This is a genomic window from Allorhodopirellula heiligendammensis, assembly GCF_007860105.1.
In the GTDB taxonomy this organism is placed as follows: Bacteria; Planctomycetota; Planctomycetia; order Pirellulales; family Pirellulaceae; genus Rhodopirellula; species Rhodopirellula heiligendammensis.
The window spans coordinates 2,327,229-2,344,681 of sequence record NZ_SJPU01000002.1; the positions used below are offsets into that span (position 1 = coordinate 2,327,229).

The window sequence follows — 17,453 nt, forward strand, 5'->3', positions numbered from 1 at the left end:
ACGAAACGATCTAGCAATGACCATTCGATCCGTCCTCCCGTTGTTGATCATCTCCTTGGTCGCGTCCCTCTTGCAGGCCGCTGATCCGCAGGACTTCCTCGGTCCTCCCGGCGGACATCCGCTGTTAACCGGAGACATGCCCGCCGGCGTGATTGCATCGACCCGCCAGCACATGGGTCGTCAACAACCGCCTCCCACCTACTATCAACCTGTCGAATTCCACGGCCCCCGGGGCGTGCGTTTTTCGCTAGCTCAGTATGGATCTTTCGGCGAGGGCGAATCCAACTTGATGGCCGGCCTGATGATTGGCCAAGTCTATCGTTTTCGAGTCACAGGCATCCCGTTTCAAGCGGGCGCCGAACTGTATCCAACGATCGAGATGGTGGATCGGACGTATCCACCGCCAGGATTAGCGACCTCCTATCCGATTCCGATCAACCTCGACGAAGATGACATCCTGGCGGCACTCGAAGGTCGCTTGGTCACCCGCGTGATTTACTTGGAAGACCCTCAAACCGCCACTCCTCTTCCGCAAGGTCCCAACGGACCGACCGCAATGGATGTGCCGGAATATCAAGATCCATTGGAAATCGCGGATTTGCGTGGGCGTACGGTCGCGATTCTGCGAATCGGTTCCCTCGCGCCCCCACGGGCCGAGATCCTGCAAGCTCAATTCTTCTTCGGTCACCCTTCCTGGGCACCTATTTTCAAGCCACAGCCATGATCGACATCGCCGAAACATTGAAGTCCTCCCAAGCGACTCACTCATCCACGCACTTCCTCGCACTGCTGTGTTTGGCCTGCCTTGCCAGCGGCTGCACCGGAGTGCCCACGGGAAACCTAGCGTCTGCACCCGGTAGCAAGGCGCCGGTCGCCAGGGGGACTCCTGTCGCCAGCCCAGCTGTCACAGCGGTTCAACCACACCCGCAGGCGAGCAGCGAAATCGCTCAGGTAGGCTTTCGCAAATCCGTCCACGTGGGTGACGACGTCTGCGCAAGCAATGATTGCGGCTGCACCTATGGTCCCTGCGCCGGAGGATGCAATGCGACACCCTACGGCTATGTGATGCCACTTGTCCCGCAACCATGGCAGTATGATCCGCAAGAGTTCCTGTGCGATGGCGGCGATCAACCACCCCACGCCGTGCTGACTCGCGATGATCAAATCCGCGGCTTGCAGCCCCAAGATACCGTGACGCACTACACCACTGAGGCTGGCGACATTGAATTCACAGCATCGAATCAAGTTTGTGTGTACGCACCTCGATTTGGTAATGTGCGGCGAATCACTGGCGCGATCCAAGGCGACGGCGCCATCGCTGTCGCTGGCACCACGCGTCCCGTCGGACCGCAAGACGTCAATTACGATCTTCCCGGTCTGGTCATGACCGATTCGATTGAGGTCGGCCAGGAAGAATTCACCCGCCGGATCGACTCGATGCGCGATCGCAATCGCGGCATTCGGATCGAAAATATCCAACAACCGGTTCAATCCATCGATGTACGTACGGTGCTCGCGGGCATTCAGAACGTTGGCATCTCGGAACTTGACGAATCGTTATTGGCTCTGCTGGAGCGGTACGCGGTCGCCGCCACGATCTGGACGTTGGACGAAAGTGTCGAGGTCGCGATTGAAGATCTCGCACCACCCGTGCTGACACGCGATCAAAAGGTCGATGCCTTGGTCGTCTACGACTTCCCAGGCCCTGGACGGCTCAACCTGATCAAACTCGCCGACAAGAAAGATGCTCCGATTGGAGACACTGTGACATTCACGTTGCGATTGCAGAACGTGGGCGACTCGGCGGTCTCGGGTGTCGTCGTGACCGACAATCTCGTCACACGGCTCGAATACGTAGCCGACAGTCAATCGGCGAGCGTCGATGCTGAGTTCGAAACCAAACGCAACCAAGCCGAGTCATCGCAATTGATCTGGCGTTTGCAGGAAGAGCTCGCCGTCGGCGACAGCGTCACGATCGAGTTCCAATGCCGCGTGCTTTGATCTACCGCATCTTTCACCCTCTCGCCCGCTTGCTGTGTCTCCCTTGCCTCTCTCTGCATCACTCATTTCGCGCCGCGTCGTAGGCCTCTTCGGTTTCTTGTACGCCGCTGGCGGTGAATTCGACACCGTCGTAGGCGTCACTCATCGGTAAGGTGCAGTTAATGAACGGGAAGTCAATCTTGGTGTCGATCCCCTCGTAGGTTTCTCGCAAGAAACCGTCTTTGGTTCGCCGCATGACGATGGCGAACGGGATGTGCTGTTCCAGGATGACGTAGCATTCCAGTGACGAGATCCTCAGGTAGGCATTGAGTTTTTCATCCAAGTCGTAGGCACGGGTCGATGGTGACAAGACTTCGATGATCAAAATGGGTTCGTCCTGGAATATATCGGTAGGAGCGTTGCTTTTACAAATGACCTGAAGATCAGGGTAATAGAACCGCTTCGAATTCCGATGCGTGATGCGGAGTTTCATGTCGGAGTCAAAGGGTCGGCAAGGCTTGCCTTTGAGTAAACTGCCAATGGTTAGCCCACAATTCATCTTCACTACATTATGACGCACCGTCGCTCCCGATATCGCGCGCACCCAGCCGTCAATGTACTCGCTCTTGGTGTCCGATAATTCCTCAGCTGCCAGATACTCGTCGACGGTGGTGAATTCAGAGCGCTCAGCAGTACTCATCATTGGTCCTCCTGCGTTGACTGGAGTCTCAGTTGTTTCTGTTCTCGTGATTTCGATCAACAACTCATTGTACAGCGAGGCATGGCGAGTTCACACCTAGTTTGCCAAGATGAATCGCGGAAACCTCGAGTGAAGTGATCCCATGTCCTCGCATCGGAAGATCGATATTATTCTTTCAGATAGCAGTCATGCTGGGTTACAATTCCGACGCAAACAACCGCACGGCGGTAGCCATGGCGGCTCGGAAGGTTGATTGATCCGTGACACCTTCATCGCACTTATCCATCAAGTCCGCGTACCAGTCGCTCAGTCGCTCGATTGTGGGTTGGTCGTGGACGACGACGGAAAGCTCATAATTGAGAAAGAAAGAGCGGACGTCGAAATTCGCTGAGCCGACCAGCGCTGTCATGTCATCGACGATACCAAGCTTGGCATGCACCATGCCTCCGCCATAGCGGAAAACCCGGCCGCCCATCTCCACCAAGTCGCGGAAATAGTCGTACCGGGCATAGTCCACGGGCCTCAAATCGCTGACTTGGGGCACCATAATGCGAACATCAACACCGCGGCCGCAGGCGAGCTCGAGAGCTCGCATGGCGGCTGGCGGTGGAACACAATACGGCGTGCAGATCCAAATCCGTTGTTCCGCATGGTGAATCACGAACTGCCAGAAATCATCCAGGATTTCGTCTGGGCCGTCCGGACCGATAGGCATCACCGTTAGTCGCGAAGTCTGCTCGTCTTCGATTGCCTCGGCATCCTCCAACTTCGCCGGCGGTAGCTGTTCCTCAGTTTCAAAGTTCCAATCGCTGCAGAACACGGCTTGCAACTGTGGCACCGCTGGCCCTTCGATCCACAAACTCAGATCAATCCATGTACCCTCGTCGTCGCCATCAGTCATTTCATCTTCGACAATATTAGCACCCCCGAGGATCGCTCGCTGGCCATCGCAAACGGCGAGCTTGCGGTGGTTGCGAAAATTCAGATAGGCCAATCTCGAGAGCTGCGACATGGCTTTGAACCGGACCGCTCGTCCGCCGGCATCTCGCAACTTTTGTAAGAGTTCTTCGGGCAGAATAAACGACCCAAAGCCGTCGACGAGCAACCGCACCTGCACACCCGAACGAGCCTTTTCACACAGACGATCAATGATCAGGTCGCTGGTTTGCTTGTCATCGAGTATGAACGTTGTGATGTAGATCGCCTCCTTGCCACTCTCGATCAGGTCCAGGAACGCCTGACGGACATCTCGCACGTCAGTCAATATGCGGACACGGTTCTTCTCTGTGGGAGGACAGAGTTGACGCGACAGCAGCATCCGCTCGAGCGGTGTGTCCGGCTGGTCGTCCGATTCAGGCTGGCGCGGCATGTCGACGATATCTCGCGACTCATGCTCAGCCGAAATTTTGCGACCACCGAGCCACAAAAATAAAATCAGACCGACCGGTGGTGACAGCAGAACCAGACCCATCCAGCCGACTTTGCCGACGCTATGCCGGTCGCGGTGGCGAATGATCGTCATCGCGATGATTGTCAAGAACGCGCCAACCACCGAGCTGATGTAAGCGACGATCCAAATCATACTGGGCTTCGCATTGAACTCATTCGAATGAGCGGCATTCTAGAAATCGCCCTTGCGGTGTTTTTTTCCCTCAGCTCGCTCGCGATTGTCGAGACTGAAGGCTCCCGATCCGTTGCCGATCACGAACAACATCGTGCCCATCAGCGCCAGGTTTTTCATGAACTGGATCGTCTGTGCCTGTCGCTCCGCACCTTCCAAGGTCCAAAAATCGTGAAAGTAATAGGAGGCCAGAATCAGGAAGACGAGCAACAGCGTCGCTCCCCACCGGGCTTTGTATCCAGCGATTAGCGACAGAGAACCGGCGATCAGAAACACGATCGCGCCCGCCAGCAGGACTCTGGGACTCGGGACGCCTTCAGCCGCCATGTGCTCAGCGACCTTGTTGAAATTAGGGACTTTATTCCCCACCGCACTCAGCAAAAAAATTGCAGCGATCAGGATGCGACCGAGAACCGAGACAATACCTTGCATGAGTGCGTTCTGGGTGATGTGGAAGAGGGAGACGACTTCGACATCCGCCATGATAGCCGTTTTAGCAATCCCACCAACCCGGCAAATTGTCGCTCGGCGTTTACGCAGGACAGGCTTCCAGCCGGTCATGGTCGTATAAGCAGGCAGGAAGCCTGTCTTACATGTTCAATCACCTCGCCACTCGAAAGTGGCGATTGGCTTGGACGGCGAGCGGCCCGGCAAACCAAACCGACAGCGGGATGGCGAGCAACGTCGCCATCAATACCGTCACGAACTGTATACCGCCAAGTGGCCAGAGGGCATACCAAATAAGCGAGCAAGCAACGACTACGGAACTCCACCCCACGAGCACTGCTGAGATCTCACGCCAAGAAAACATGCACTTGCTTGCCACCCAGACCACGCCTGAGTTAAAAATCAGTTTAGTGACGATGGCGACGTAAAAAAGTTGGTAAGTTCGCTGAAACCAATCCTCCGCTACGCTACTGACATACGCCCAGTCCCTTTGCTGCAGAAACCAGCCCAAGAAACCAAGCAGGGGACTGATCAGGGCGACGCAGCACGCAACCATCAGCAACACAACGATCATTTGTCGTCCGCGCAGTTGAACGCACACATGGCGCAGAGAGGATCCCAGCATGGTCACTAAAATGGCAAGATAGAGCGCCGCGATAATTCGCAATGGCGTTAGTGGTGCAGCGTCTGCTGCAGCGAAACTCGACCACCACTGAGACGCTGTCTCTCGGTTGCTCTGCCAGACAAAGCAGGATAGGCACAAAAGCGTCATAACGAACATCAGGCCAATGTATTCGGTCGCATACGCACGGAGACGGACGAAGGCCATCGTCCGCGACGGAAGCGGGCTGACAATCAGATAACTCGGCAGCGAGCTGCGGGCTCCCCACACGGTCGGCTCAATCCTCGCCAACACCACGCCACCGAGAATTGCAGCCACAAAGACCAGCGTTATGATCGCACTTGCCGCAGAGAGCGGAACAACCCAAATCAGAATAACAACGATGGGCGAAATCGCCAAAAATTGCCGCAGCTTGCTCACCTGTGAACGTCTGCCATCGTACCATTTCAGTGCGTCGGGCCAGCCTGCGAATGATCGCACGACCGACGCCGCTGCGGGTTGGCTCGCTGCGACCGCCGGGTCCAACGTGGTTTGCTGAAATCTCGACATCCGCGCGAACTTCACACTGTAGAACGCAAAGGCGAGCGAGGCGATGTAGCAGCTCACGATGCCAGCGACCGCCCAAGGCGTCCATGTCGGAGATTCAATAGATACGACGATCGCTCCCAGGCCGACGAAGCATAACAATGGCAGACAGACGATAACCAGCGCAATTCGCAGCCAGCCGGTGTGAAAGGGCATCCACACCAGAGAACAGCCGAAGATTGCACACGCAGACATACCAAGCGACTGCGTGAGAATTGGGATATGCAGGCCACCGAGTAAACGAATGACAATGACCGTGCATGTCCAGATCGTCATAATCCAACATGTCATCAATCCTGCCGGGATGATCGCGAGTTTCCAATTGGAAATTGGCAGGCGCATCAACCACTCGTCGTAATTGCTCCGCGGATCGAGCAAGCTGGCCTGACGAGAGAATCCGAATAGCACGATCGAGCCTATCAGTGCGATCAGTACCGCAAGGTAGCCACCACCTACGACCGTTCCGGAAAGCCACTGGGGGGCACCGCTCACCATTAGCAGCGGCGTGGCAATGGCGGACAGGACCAGCACGGGAACCAGGATCAGCAAAAAGATCCGATACCGCGTCCAAACGTACATCGTCAGTGCATGGATTTCGTTCATGCGACCACCTCTTCGGCAGCAAACCGTGATTGTAGCGACGACTCTTGATTCATCACCCGCGCAGCAAACCAGCGTTCGAGACTGAGGGGGCGGATCTCACAGATCGCTCGTCCACCGATGGCTGTCCGCACCGCGTCCTCGTCGTGATAAACCGACCGATCAACAGCCACAGACCATTCGCGACCACGGTTCTGCCAGCCGAAGAATCCCGGCAGCTCAACCTTGGAACGTTCCTCCACAGTCAGTTCGCAAACTACTTCCGAGTATCGGTGCGACAAATCCTCCGTGGGGATCACTTCGAGTAGCCGCCCACCGCCGATCACACCAACCGTGTCGCAAACCCGCGAAACTTCGTCGAGCAAGTGACTGGAAAACAACACCGTACGACCTTCGTCCGACGCCGTCCGCACGACCGCCTCCAAAATGTCCTGACGGGCAATCGGATCCAGCCCATAACTCGGCTCGTCGAGAATCAGCAGGGCAGGGTGATGAGCCAGGGCCACTAACAGCCCAGCCCTAGCGCGGCCACCCTTGGACAAATCTGCGAGCTTGGCCGATCGGTCGAGCGAGAATTGTTGTAACAGCTCGTTGCACAGGTGCGTGTCCCAGTTGCGATACAAAGCACGCATGAATTCAATTAGCTCGCCGACCCGCATCCAACGCGGCAAGACATCCTCTTCGGCGACGTATCCGATACGCTGCATCACGCTTTCCGGTGTCCGCGTTGGGTCTTCGCCAAGCACGCGAACACGCCCGGACTGCGGTCGCAAACCGCCGATAAGATGGCGGATCAAGGTCGTTTTGCCGGCCCCATTGAGGCCGACCATGCCGAACACACATCCGGTCGGAATCGTGAGCGTGATGTCATGGAGAGCCTCACTGCGTCGGAATGCACAACTCAACTGATCAATTTCGATCGCAGGCTGAAGATTACTCATTTGGATTCCTTGGCAGGAGTAGAAACGGGGGCATCGTGGAGCTTCGCATTACGCTGCGTCATCTGGTTCAATAAGTCATCGAGCGGCATCCCAAGCTGTTTGGCTTGAACCAGCACACGATCAATGTGCGGAGCAAGCAACCGTCGCCGCTCCGCCGCTGTCACCTTTGCCTCGCGGGCAGCGACAAAGGTTCCGACCGTCCGGCGTTTCTCGACCAGCCCCTCGTTCTCTAGTTCCCGGTAGGCACGCGCGATGGTATTCGGGTTCACGCGACTGCTCTCGGCAAGTCCGCGGATGGTCGGCAATTCATCACCAACTGCGAGCTGACCGGAAATGATTCGAAACCGGATCTGTTCAACAATCTGTTGATAGATTGGCGGGCCATCGGTGGTAATGTGCAGCAGCATCTTGTTCCCTTGTGTTAACTCAACGATACAAGATGACGAAAGCGGAGTCAAGCATCTTTTTCAGAGGTGATCGCCCGCTTGCTCTGCGCGAGCCTGCTATTCTGAACCGATATGGCTCTCGTCCACGCGTCACCACAAGAGAATTGAGCGTTGAACACTCGGTTGAGAAATCTTCTTGATTGCATGGTTGATCTGCGGTAGCCTGTCTGACAGGCCACTCGGCAGTGGGGGTCGCTGCGCGCCAGCTTGAGTTTCATTCCAACGCGGCGAAATGATGATTTCAGAATCACGGAAAACTCTCGCACAACCACCTCGACATGTGGCTGCGACTCTCGTGGGGCGGTCGACTTGGGCCACTCGTACTCGGGCACAAATCAGGGTCGCCGCGCCGTCGCGCAGCACCGTCCTCGTCACCGGGCCGACCGGTTCAGGCAAGGAACTGATAGCGAGACAGTTACATGAGGAGAGCTCACGCGGTGATCGTCCGTTTGTCCCGATTGACTGCGCATCGATCGCCGGTCCGCTGTGTCCCAGCCAACTGTTTGGGCACGTTCGAGGCGCGTTCACGGGCGCCGACCGCGAATCGCTAGGCTGCTTTCGCGCCGCCCAGGGCGGAACGATTTTTCTGGATGAAATCGGCGAACTTGATTCCCATTGCCAAGCGATGCTGTTGCGCGTCCTGCAGGAACGCTGCGTGGTTCCGGTCGGCAGTCACCGTGAAATACCCGTCGACGTCCGAGTGATCGCAGCAACCAATCGAGATCTCGACCGCGAAACGGCACGACAACGTTTTCGGATTGATCTGCTATACCGGTTGCGAGTGATTTCGCTGGAGGCGTTACCTCTCCGCGATCACAAGGAAGACATTGAGGTTCTCTCCTCCCACATACTCGCCAAACTGGCCGATGACAGCGGTTGTTCCATCAAACCACTCACCGCTGAGAGCCTCGCGAAACTCCACGCTCATGACTGGCCTGGAAACGTGCGCGAACTGCAGAACGTTTTGGAAAGAGCAACCGTTTTCTCGAGCGATACCTTGATTCGACCTGAGTCACTCCGCATCGATCCCATGCTGTCCGGCGTCGATCATCCCCGCGTACCGCAACCGATCGCTCCGATCGCTCCGATCGCTCCGGTCGATGCCGACGACGACGTGTCATGGTCAACCTTGGCAGAGGTGGAATCTGAGCACATCGTCAAGACGTTGAGAATGGTTGGCTTCAACCAAAGTGCTGCCGCGAGATTACTGAACGTTGATCGCCACCTGCTGGCGAGAAAGATGAAGAAGTACGGACTTCTCAAACCAGATGGACTTTTTTAGACCTATCTCGATTGGCTCTTAAAGCACCAGTTTCGGGACATTTTGTGCCGTTGCAACAGCAGTTGTCATGCGCGTTGCGACATCGATCTTGCTTACTAAGTATAAGCGCCGTCCCGGGTTAGCCCTGCAGGGCGCCCCACTCTCCTCGGCGGCCCAGTGGTTGCTAGGTCCCGTTTCACTCAGAGCGTCAATGACTGAATGAGGCAATCCGATGACGGAGCCAGTCGGCTGCGCTGAGCCAACTCACCTTGGAGCGACACAATGATGGCAGCAAGACGGCAAAATCGCAGGGTGACCTTGCTTATTCGGAACCGAGGCATGCAGCGACGCCAACTCATGTTGGAGTCCCTAGAAGAAAGGCGTCTCTTAGCTGTCGATTTTGCGGGATTGGTTGATTGGACTCCTCAAGGTCCCTCGCCAAGTATCAATGGTCAGGTCGAGCAAATTGCGAGCACCGGTCCAGGAGATGATCCCGTCGTGGGAGCGATACATACGGTCGCGTTGCACCCCACCGATTCCGACATCGCTTTCTTGGGCGGGACGAATGGGGGAGTCTGGCGCACCAATAACTTCACGGCAGCAAACCCAACCTATGAACCGATGATCGATCAGTTTCGGTCGCTTTCAACCGGTGCTCTCGAGTTTGATCCGACCGATCCGACCAACGATACGATTGTGGTAGGCGTGGGCCGCTACAGTAGCTTCTTGGGCAATGGCGGTGATCGAACGGGGTTGATTCGCACGACCGATGGCGGGGATTCCTGGGAATCGCTCGGCGGCACCGCCGCGGCAAGTTTACAAGGTGCCAACGTCTCGGGAGTTGGGCCACGGGGTTCCACCATTTTGGTGAGTTCCAACAACAACGGTGTCTACCGCAGTGAGGATGACGGAGTCTCGTTTCAACTGCTCTCTGGAACAAACGGACTTCCTGTTGGCTCGACCTTTGATTTAGTCGGCGATCCATCGGACGCCAATCAATTCTATGTCTCGGTATCGGGAGTTGGACTGTACCGAACGCCCGATCTTGGAGACACATGGATCGATGTTTCCACGGACGCATCCCTATCATCCGCCTTCACCGGTGGTGGCAATAATAATGCGGAGATGACGGTTGCGGCGACAGGACGCGTCTTTGTCGGTGTGCTTCAGAATGGTCGTTCCAACTACATCGGCTTCAGTGACGACGAAGGTGCAACGTGGACCGAAATGGATTTACCAGTCTATTTGCTGGGCTCTGAAAACATCGACAATGCAACCAATGCCAGTCCGATTGTGGTAACAACGGCAACCGGCAATGCCTTCCGAACAGGTGACTTGGTCCGCATCACGGGCGTACAGGGCAACACAGCTGCCAATGGCGAATTCACTGTCACGCAAATCAACTCCACCACATTTTCGCTCAACGGCAGCGTAGGCAATGGAGCGTACTCTGCAAGTGCTGGTGACACCGCCCGCGAATTGTCGCGTCTGAACCCATCCGAAAAAGCTGGTACTCAAGGTGGCACGCACTTTTCGATCATGGTCGATCCGAGCGATGATGATGTGATCTATGTGGGCGGTGATCGGCAGGACTCACCCTTTCCCAACCCGGTCGGCGCCACCGATTTTTCAGGGAACCTATTTCGTGGTGATGCCGGCGTCGCGGCCGTCGCTCCAGGTGCTCTGAACAATGAATTCTCACCTCAATGGGAACACCTCACCCACACGCAAGACATGGGTTTTGTCGGTGGCGGGACCTCGGATATGAGCGCTCCTCATGCGGATTCGCGTGAGATCCGGTTTCGTGCCGATGGCGTGTTGATCGAGGGTGATGACGGTGGTATCTATGCGCGTACGAGCCCTGACGACAACACGGGTGGGTGGTTTTCGAAAATGAGTGATGCCGCTGGCGGACTGCAAGTCACAGAGATGCACGATGTCGCCTACGACAACAATGCCAAAATCATCATCAGCGGGAATCAAGACACGGGCACGACGGAACAAATCGTCACGGGCGGCCTTGTCTACCGCAGCGTTTCAACGGCCGATGGCGGAGATGTAGCCGTCGACAACTTGATCGGCGGCGGAAACTCGCTGCGTTACTCGAGCACTCAAAATTTTGGTAACGCGAGGGTCCGAGTGATGGACGCTGCCAATGGCCAGGTATCGGACACACCATTGGCGTTGGCCTCGGGAGCGGATCCCGCACTTGTGCCGATGTTCGTCACCCCGATCGCAGTCAACCAGGGCGCGCCAAATCGACTGATCGTGGGCGGCCTCAATGGTATCTACGAATCCACCGATCGAGGTGCCAACATTTCGTTGATCGACTCCGGCGTGATCAATGGAACCAATCCAGGATCGCTGAATGACGGCGATCCGATCGCCTACGGAACCGTTGGCAACCCGGAGGCCCTGTACGTTGGCACTGGAAGTGTCGTACGTGTGCGGACCGCTGCGGCTGCGCCCCTGGTGGTCGCCTCGCCCGCCGGCATCGGGACCGTGCGTGATGTCGAAATGGATCCCAACGATTTCATGCATGCCTTTGCGATCGATGCCAATCGGGTCTTTGAAACACCCGACGCGGGCGCGACTTGGACGGAGATTACCGGGAACCTGTCGGATCCTGATCTACGCAACATCGAGTTCGTCGAACTACCGAGCGGAAACAACGCAATCTTGATTGGCGGTCGCTATGGCGTGCACCGGATGCTGAGTACCTCGTCGGGGACCTGGACCGAATTGGGGGCCAACCTGCCCAACGCGCCCGTGTGGGACATGGACTACGATGCCGCCGATGATGTGCTCGTCGTCGGCACGCTAGGGCGCGGAGCTTGGACAGTGGAGAACGCATCGGATCTGCTCGACGAAGCCCCCGTGCTCACGATCTGCGGTGATGAGGATCACATCAATCAAGACGATGTAATTCGTTTAGTCCGCAACGCAGGCAATTCATTGTTGCTGGATGTATTTTTGAACTCGGTCGTCCCTGTCGCGACCGTGCCGCTGGCGGCGCTGATGCAGATCAATGTTTTCGGCGTCGGCGGCAATGACGAGTTGATTATCGACGCGTCCAATGGCTTGATCGATATCGCTGATGCGATTCGTTTTGATGGAGACGGCACCTGCAGTGTTGAGGGGGCTGGCCACGCTGACGATGTCGGGGTTGATCGCGGGTTCGATCGTCTGACAATCACGACGGATGATACCGTCACGGTTTATGACGACGAAGAACTTGCCGTGGGGCAGTTACCCGGCTCGGGACGGCATACGATTACTGACGGTTCAGGAACACAAACGGTATGGTTTGAAGAACTCGAACCAGTGACCACGATTGTTGGTGCCGCCTCGTTCACCATCGGCAGCATTCCGGGACTGGCAAGTTTGCTACAGGACAGCAACCACGTCACCTATGGCGAAGCCGAACTGGTTGCTGCGGCGTCGCGAGTCACCATTGATAACTTTGAACCGATCGAGTTCGTCAATAAGATCAGTACGGTCGTCCAACTCGGCAGTGGCGACGATACATTCGATCTGATCTCGCTACGTCTCAATAACCAAGATCTCACTGTTCAAGGTGAGGCGGGGGAAGACGAGATTCGGTTTTATCCAACGGGCGGGCTCCTGGGCTCGAACAATAACGTCGTGCTCGATGGGGGAGTGGGTAACGACTACATCGACGCCCGTGGTGCCGCAACGCTACCGGTTAGTTTGTTAGGGGGCGATGGAAACGACACTCTCATTGGTGGTAGCGGGGATGACTCTCTTAACGGCGGCCAGGGCGATGACCTGATGATGGGCGGCGATCCCTCGGTATCGAATCCAGGCAGCAACTCATATTCGGGTGGCGCAGGATACGACACCATCGGCATCCTCGGCACGCACGGCGACGATCAGATGTCCGTAAACCAAACCGGCGTGGGCGGATTGAATTCATCCGTCGACGCGTTCGCTTCGACCGAGACGTTTTTCGGCATCGAGCAAGTTCGAGTGGAGCCCGGCGAAGGCGGTGATAGCATCACTATCAATATTTCCGACTCGCTATTCACTCTGGCTGGCAACCCCGATGCGAACGTTCTTCGTTTCCATATAATTGGCGGGTCTCCCAACGCGACTGATCTGTTGAACATTGTCGACGACGGCCTCGGCGACACGATCATTCACCGGATCGACCAGGATCGTCGCAGTGGCACGTTCAGCATCGCTCCCAACCACACAGGCGGTGCAGCACCACCCATCGTGTACGAGGGAATTGAGAAAGCAATCGTGACGCCGCTGAACTCGGCAACCGACGGCACGGGCGGGGACGGCCTGGGACGGTATTTTGTGTTCAAGCCGGATCCCTATGAAACCAATGACAACCGCGGGAATGCAACTTTTCTTGGCGCGGGGGCTACGATCAATGTGGATCCCACGATTGATCCTGGATTGCAGGCATCGGGATTTCCAGCAGATGAGGATTGGTACCGATTCATCGCTGCCGAGACCGGAACGCTGGATATCCAAACTTATGCGAATGAACTCTCGACATTGGCCAACGGTCGCAGTGGATTGCCAGGCCAGGGACTGCTCGACATGATTGTCATGGACGAGAACGGTGGCGTCTCGATCGTCGAATCACTCGGACTCGGCGACAATCGCATCGTCATCCCTGTCGTTCGCAATGAGACATACTACCTCGGCATCCGCGGCTTCACCGGAGATTCGATCAATGTCTACAGTTTCACCGCCATCAACGTACCCGCTCCAGTGCCGTCGATCGTAGACCTGCACGCGACGTCGGACTCCGGTCGCCACGACAGCGACGACGTCACCAATCTTGCGAATTCCACATTCGACATCATCCTGGACGATGACCGATTGGATGAATTCGCACTGATTGATCTCATCCCCGATAGCACGAACGATGACATTCAAACCGCCAGTACGGACTACGGGATTGAGGTTTTTAACAACAAGGTCTCCATCGGCTTTGCGTATTATACCGGGATAGGAAACACGTGGCAGTTCACTGCAACGGCGGGTGACCTATTGGAAGGTCACAACAATTTTGTCGAAGCCGCTGTTTGGATCCGCGATCGCGCCACTCCAGACCAGATTGGCCGTGGTGATCTGGGGGGCACGCTGCAGATGACGCTGGACACATTGGCCCCAAACCCACCGAGCTTGTGGATCGACCCTTCCACGACCGATACCGGTGTGACCCCGCAACCGTTGACCACCGTCGATCGCATCACCAGCCAAACAACACCTGGATTCAAGGGATACAGTGAAGCGGATTCCATCGTGAGAATGTGGGCCGACGGACCAACCGTTTCGAACGCGGTTGTCAATGCATCGGATGTTGCTCAAGGATTGACGGTCGCAAATCCGCTTGATGGTGATGAGGCGTTCCCCGCCGGTTTCTGGTCGCTCACTGGAGCTCATGACTTGAATGACCCTGTGGTCGGATTCCCACTCGATGGTCTACGTCAGGTCTCCGTCGACGCAGAGGATCTTGCGGGTAATCGTTCGGACTTGAGCACGCTGGATATTTTCATTGATACCCAGGGACCGCAGGTTACCGATGTTCAGATTACGGACGATCCCGCGTTTAACTTATTTGATATCAAACCGAGTCAGGGCCCGACTCCACTGGTTCAATCGATCACAATAACGATTCAGGATTTCACTGCCCGCGAGATAGGTTTTCTGTACGAGGCATTGCAATCAGGTGCCGACACGAACCCAGCGCAGAATGATGGGCACTATAGTGTGATCGGGGATCACAATGGGCGTGTCGTGATCGCGTCCGTGGTTTTCGCATCCGACATCATCGCTCCTGGCGCCCCTGCCACAGGCAGCGTCACATTGTTTTTTGCCGAACCGCTGCCCGACGATCGCTTCACGTTGACCATTTCTGACACCGTTGTCGATCCCGCTGGAAATCGTCTTGACGGAGAATCCAATGCGGATGAACCTAATCAAGCACCGAGTTTTGCCAGTGGTGATGGACAACCCGGCGGTGATTTTGTCGCTCGATTCACCGTCGATTCGCGGGCCGAGCTCGGTGTCTATGCCAATGGTAGTGCGTTCATCGACACCAATGGCAATAACCTGCTTGACCCCGAAGCGACGGGCAGCGACGACACCAACGAGGACATCGTCTATAAACTAGGCAATCAAACCTCGCTGACAATCGCCGGAAACTTTGCTCCCGGTGCTGCCGATATCGCTGACGGTTACGACAAACTCGCCGTTTACGGATACTTCGCCGGTGCATTCCGCTGGTTAATCGATACGAATAACAATGGCGTGCCCGATATTGTTACGACCACCGTGCCTCAAGTGAGCGGTGTGCCCCTAGCGGGGAATTTTGATGGCAATCCGGTCAACGGTGACGAGGTCGGGCTCAAATCCGGGACGACGTGGCGTCTCGATACCAACCATGACTTTCAGGTAGACACAACGCTCGCCGGAAATATGGTTGGATTGCCTTTCGTTGGAGACTTCGATGGCGATGGCGTTGATGATCTGGGCGCGTGGTCCAACGACCTGTTCGTCCTCGATCTGGGCAGCGATGGCATTGATGGATTGACCGATGTCTCCTTCAAGTTTGGCTTTCCTGGTGTCCGCGAAATTCCTTTTGCTGCGGATTTCAACGGAGACGGCTTGGATGACATCGGATTGTGGCAACCCGACGGAGCTGGCGTGTCGCCGGAGGAGCAGGCCGAGTTCTATGTGTTGATGAGCGAACTGATTCCCAAGGCCTTGCTCAGCAAAGCGGTCTTTTCCGGAAACAGCCTTGTACAAACAACACTGCCGTTCCAGGTGAGAGTAGCCGATGATATCGTTCCGATTGACCCCAGCAAAGACTATGTCCTCTCGGGGCACGCGAAGTCCGGAGACGGAGCCGGTGGTTTGTATGACCCCACCAATCGCCAGTACTTTGGTTTCGCTAGCTACGACATCGACCAACTGAGCATCAACAGCTGGCACGTACTCAAGCACGCCGGTGCGACCGACACCGTCCTGACCGCTGATTTGAACCCAGGCGATACCCAGGTGTTCGTGCAGAATGCCGCCGGATGGGCGAATGCAGGACTTGGTTACCAACGCAGCCTGGCGTGGTACGGATACACCGATAGCCAAGGGCGTACCTACGACGACTACACCTACACCCGCAATGTTGCAATCGATCCCGCCAGTGGAATTTGGAGCGCGGGTGGAATCACTGGGAATGTGATCACACTAAATGCGCCTTGGGCGGGGCCCGCCGTCTCGGCAGGCACCGCAGTCCGCAATGCCACCGCGGGTTCCACCTATCAATACGCCGCGTTGTCCTACCAGCCGGTACCAGACAATTGGACTTCGTACCAAGCGACGCTGAACGGTACTGGGGTCGGCGCGACTCAATTCCGCCCGGGTACAGCGTTCATCAGACCCGTCGTACTGACTAACTATCAAGGAAATGCTAACAATCAAATTGCATGGCGAAATATTCAGGTTCATGCCGCCGCATCAGTGACTCCGGTGACCGATCGAATCGTACCAACGATCGATGGTTCCGGGGGCAACGAAATTCCGTTCACGCCAGACCCTTTTGGACCTGACCTCTTTGCAACCTTTGCGGATTTGTTTGCGTTGCCCGTCGTCGGCAACTTCGATCCGCCCGCGGCTGGTTCAACGGAAAACTCCATTCCATTGACAACCCTTGAAACGACGAATCTCGGCAATCCCTATGATGCTAACCGCGACGGATTGGTCTCCGCATTGGATGCACTACTGATCATCAACCACCTCAATCGCGAGCCGGTAACATCTGGAGAAGCGATCGTGGTCGAACCGGGCAGCATGGTGCTGGATCTGGGACCGATGCTCGACGTCAACGGAGATGAGTTCATCACAGCCTTAGATGCTCTCAACGTCATCAACTATCTCAACGAATTCAACACGACTGGTGTCAGTGCCGAGCCCGACCCATCAGTGATTGCGCCATTGGCCTCAACGACCGAAAGGCGAGACTGGCAGCGTGAAGACGCAGCAGAGCTCGGGAATGTCATTCGTGACGTTGCCGAGGGACGGGTCAAATTCACTGGGGTTTCTGCAAGCAGCCATTCACAGGATCGAGTGTTCTCAAAATGGAATCGCGAAAACGACGAGTACGGATCGGTGGACGAGGAGTATGACCGAACATCGGAAATCGAACTGCTAGCAATGATCGATGGCCAAGAAACCTGAACACTCAAGGTTCAAGACAACTTCTACCTG

General features: G+C 56.1%; 10 protein-coding genes. 4 read left to right on the plus strand and 6 right to left on the minus strand.

Going from position 1 to position 17,453, the window contains the following annotated elements:
• Window positions 1-16: 16 nt before the first annotated feature.
• The gene (locus Poly21_RS18780; RefSeq protein WP_302119571.1) at window positions 17-724 is read left to right on the plus strand and encodes a hypothetical protein; all 708 of its coding nucleotides are present in this window, start codon (window positions 17-19) and stop codon (window positions 722-724) included.
• Window positions 721-2,001 carry a DUF11 domain-containing protein gene (locus Poly21_RS18785; RefSeq protein ID WP_146408379.1) on the plus strand — a complete coding sequence of 427 codons (1,281 nt, stop codon included), beginning with the start codon at window positions 721-723 and terminating at the stop codon, window positions 1,999-2,001. Before Poly21_RS18780 ends, Poly21_RS18785 begins: the two co-directional genes overlap by 4 nt.
• 58 nt (window positions 2,002-2,059) lie before the next feature.
• On the opposite strand, the gene Poly21_RS18790 is transcribed toward Poly21_RS18785, so the two are convergent.
• The 6 genes from Poly21_RS18790 to Poly21_RS18815 form a co-directional block, all read right to left on the minus strand.
• Entirely contained in the window at window positions 2,060-2,680 is a 621-nt protein-coding gene (locus Poly21_RS18790; protein WP_302119574.1) for a Uma2 family endonuclease, read from the minus strand.
• A 196-nt stretch (window positions 2,681-2,876) separates the two neighbouring features.
• A complete protein-coding gene (locus Poly21_RS18795; RefSeq protein WP_146408381.1) occupies window positions 2,877-4,262 on the minus strand; it encodes a phospholipase D-like domain-containing protein in 1,386 nt (461 codons plus the stop codon).
• 39 nt (window positions 4,263-4,301) lie between these two features.
• A complete protein-coding gene (locus Poly21_RS18800; protein ID WP_302119577.1) occupies window positions 4,302-4,862 on the minus strand; it encodes a DoxX family protein in 561 nt (186 codons plus the stop codon).
• A 40-nt stretch (window positions 4,863-4,902) separates the two neighbouring features.
• Window positions 4,903-6,558 carry a hypothetical protein gene (locus Poly21_RS18805; protein ID WP_146408383.1) on the minus strand — a complete coding sequence of 552 codons (1,656 nt, stop codon included), beginning with the start codon at window positions 6,556-6,558 and terminating at the stop codon, window positions 4,903-4,905.
• On the minus strand, window positions 6,555-7,496 hold the full coding sequence (locus Poly21_RS18810; RefSeq protein ID WP_146408384.1) for an ABC transporter ATP-binding protein: 942 nt from the start codon (window positions 7,494-7,496) through the stop codon (window positions 6,555-6,557). The genes Poly21_RS18805 and Poly21_RS18810 overlap by 4 nt, the downstream gene beginning before the upstream one ends.
• The gene (locus tag Poly21_RS18815) at window positions 7,493-7,903 is read right to left on the minus strand and encodes a GntR family transcriptional regulator (protein WP_146408385.1); all 411 of its coding nucleotides are present in this window, start codon (window positions 7,901-7,903) and stop codon (window positions 7,493-7,495) included. The genes Poly21_RS18810 and Poly21_RS18815 overlap by 4 nt, the downstream gene beginning before the upstream one ends.
• Before the next feature lie 271 nt (window positions 7,904-8,174).
• Between Poly21_RS18815 and Poly21_RS18820 the strand changes: the two genes are divergently transcribed.
• Window positions 8,175-9,224, plus strand: coding sequence for a sigma-54 interaction domain-containing protein (locus tag Poly21_RS18820; RefSeq protein WP_146408386.1), 1,050 nt, complete (start codon window positions 8,175-8,177; stop codon window positions 9,222-9,224).
• Between the two features lie 336 nt (window positions 9,225-9,560).
• A complete protein-coding gene (locus tag Poly21_RS18825; protein WP_146408387.1) occupies window positions 9,561-17,423 on the plus strand; it encodes a dockerin type I domain-containing protein in 7,863 nt (2,620 codons plus the stop codon).
• Window positions 17,424-17,453: the final 30 nt, after the last annotated feature.

Excerpts from the sequence above, each read along its gene's own strand:
- Poly21_RS18780 (WP_302119571.1), top strand. The coding sequence starts at position 17 with ATGACCATTCGATCCGTCCTCCCGTTGTTGATCATCTCCTTGGTCGCG.
- Poly21_RS18785 (WP_146408379.1), top strand. The coding sequence starts at position 721 with ATGATCGACATCGCCGAAACATTGAAGTCCTCCCAAGCGACTCACTCA.
- Poly21_RS18790 (WP_302119574.1), bottom strand. The coding sequence starts at position 2,680 with ATGAGTACTGCTGAGCGCTCTGAATTCACCACCGTCGACGAGTATCTG.
- Poly21_RS18795 (WP_146408381.1), bottom strand. The coding sequence starts at position 4,262 with ATGATTTGGATCGTCGCTTACATCAGCTCGGTGGTTGGCGCGTTCTTG.
- Poly21_RS18800 (WP_302119577.1), bottom strand. The coding sequence starts at position 4,862 with ATGACCGGCTGGAAGCCTGTCCTGCGTAAACGCCGAGCGACAATTTGC.
- Poly21_RS18805 (WP_146408383.1), bottom strand. The coding sequence starts at position 6,558 with ATGAACGAAATCCATGCACTGACGATGTACGTTTGGACGCGGTATCGG.
- Poly21_RS18810 (WP_146408384.1), bottom strand. The coding sequence starts at position 7,496 with ATGAGTAATCTTCAGCCTGCGATCGAAATTGATCAGTTGAGTTGTGCA.
- Poly21_RS18815 (WP_146408385.1), bottom strand. The coding sequence starts at position 7,903 with ATGCTGCTGCACATTACCACCGATGGCCCGCCAATCTATCAACAGATT.
- Poly21_RS18820 (WP_146408386.1), top strand. The coding sequence starts at position 8,175 with ATGATGATTTCAGAATCACGGAAAACTCTCGCACAACCACCTCGACAT.
- Poly21_RS18825 (WP_146408387.1), top strand. The coding sequence starts at position 9,561 with ATGTTGGAGTCCCTAGAAGAAAGGCGTCTCTTAGCTGTCGATTTTGCG.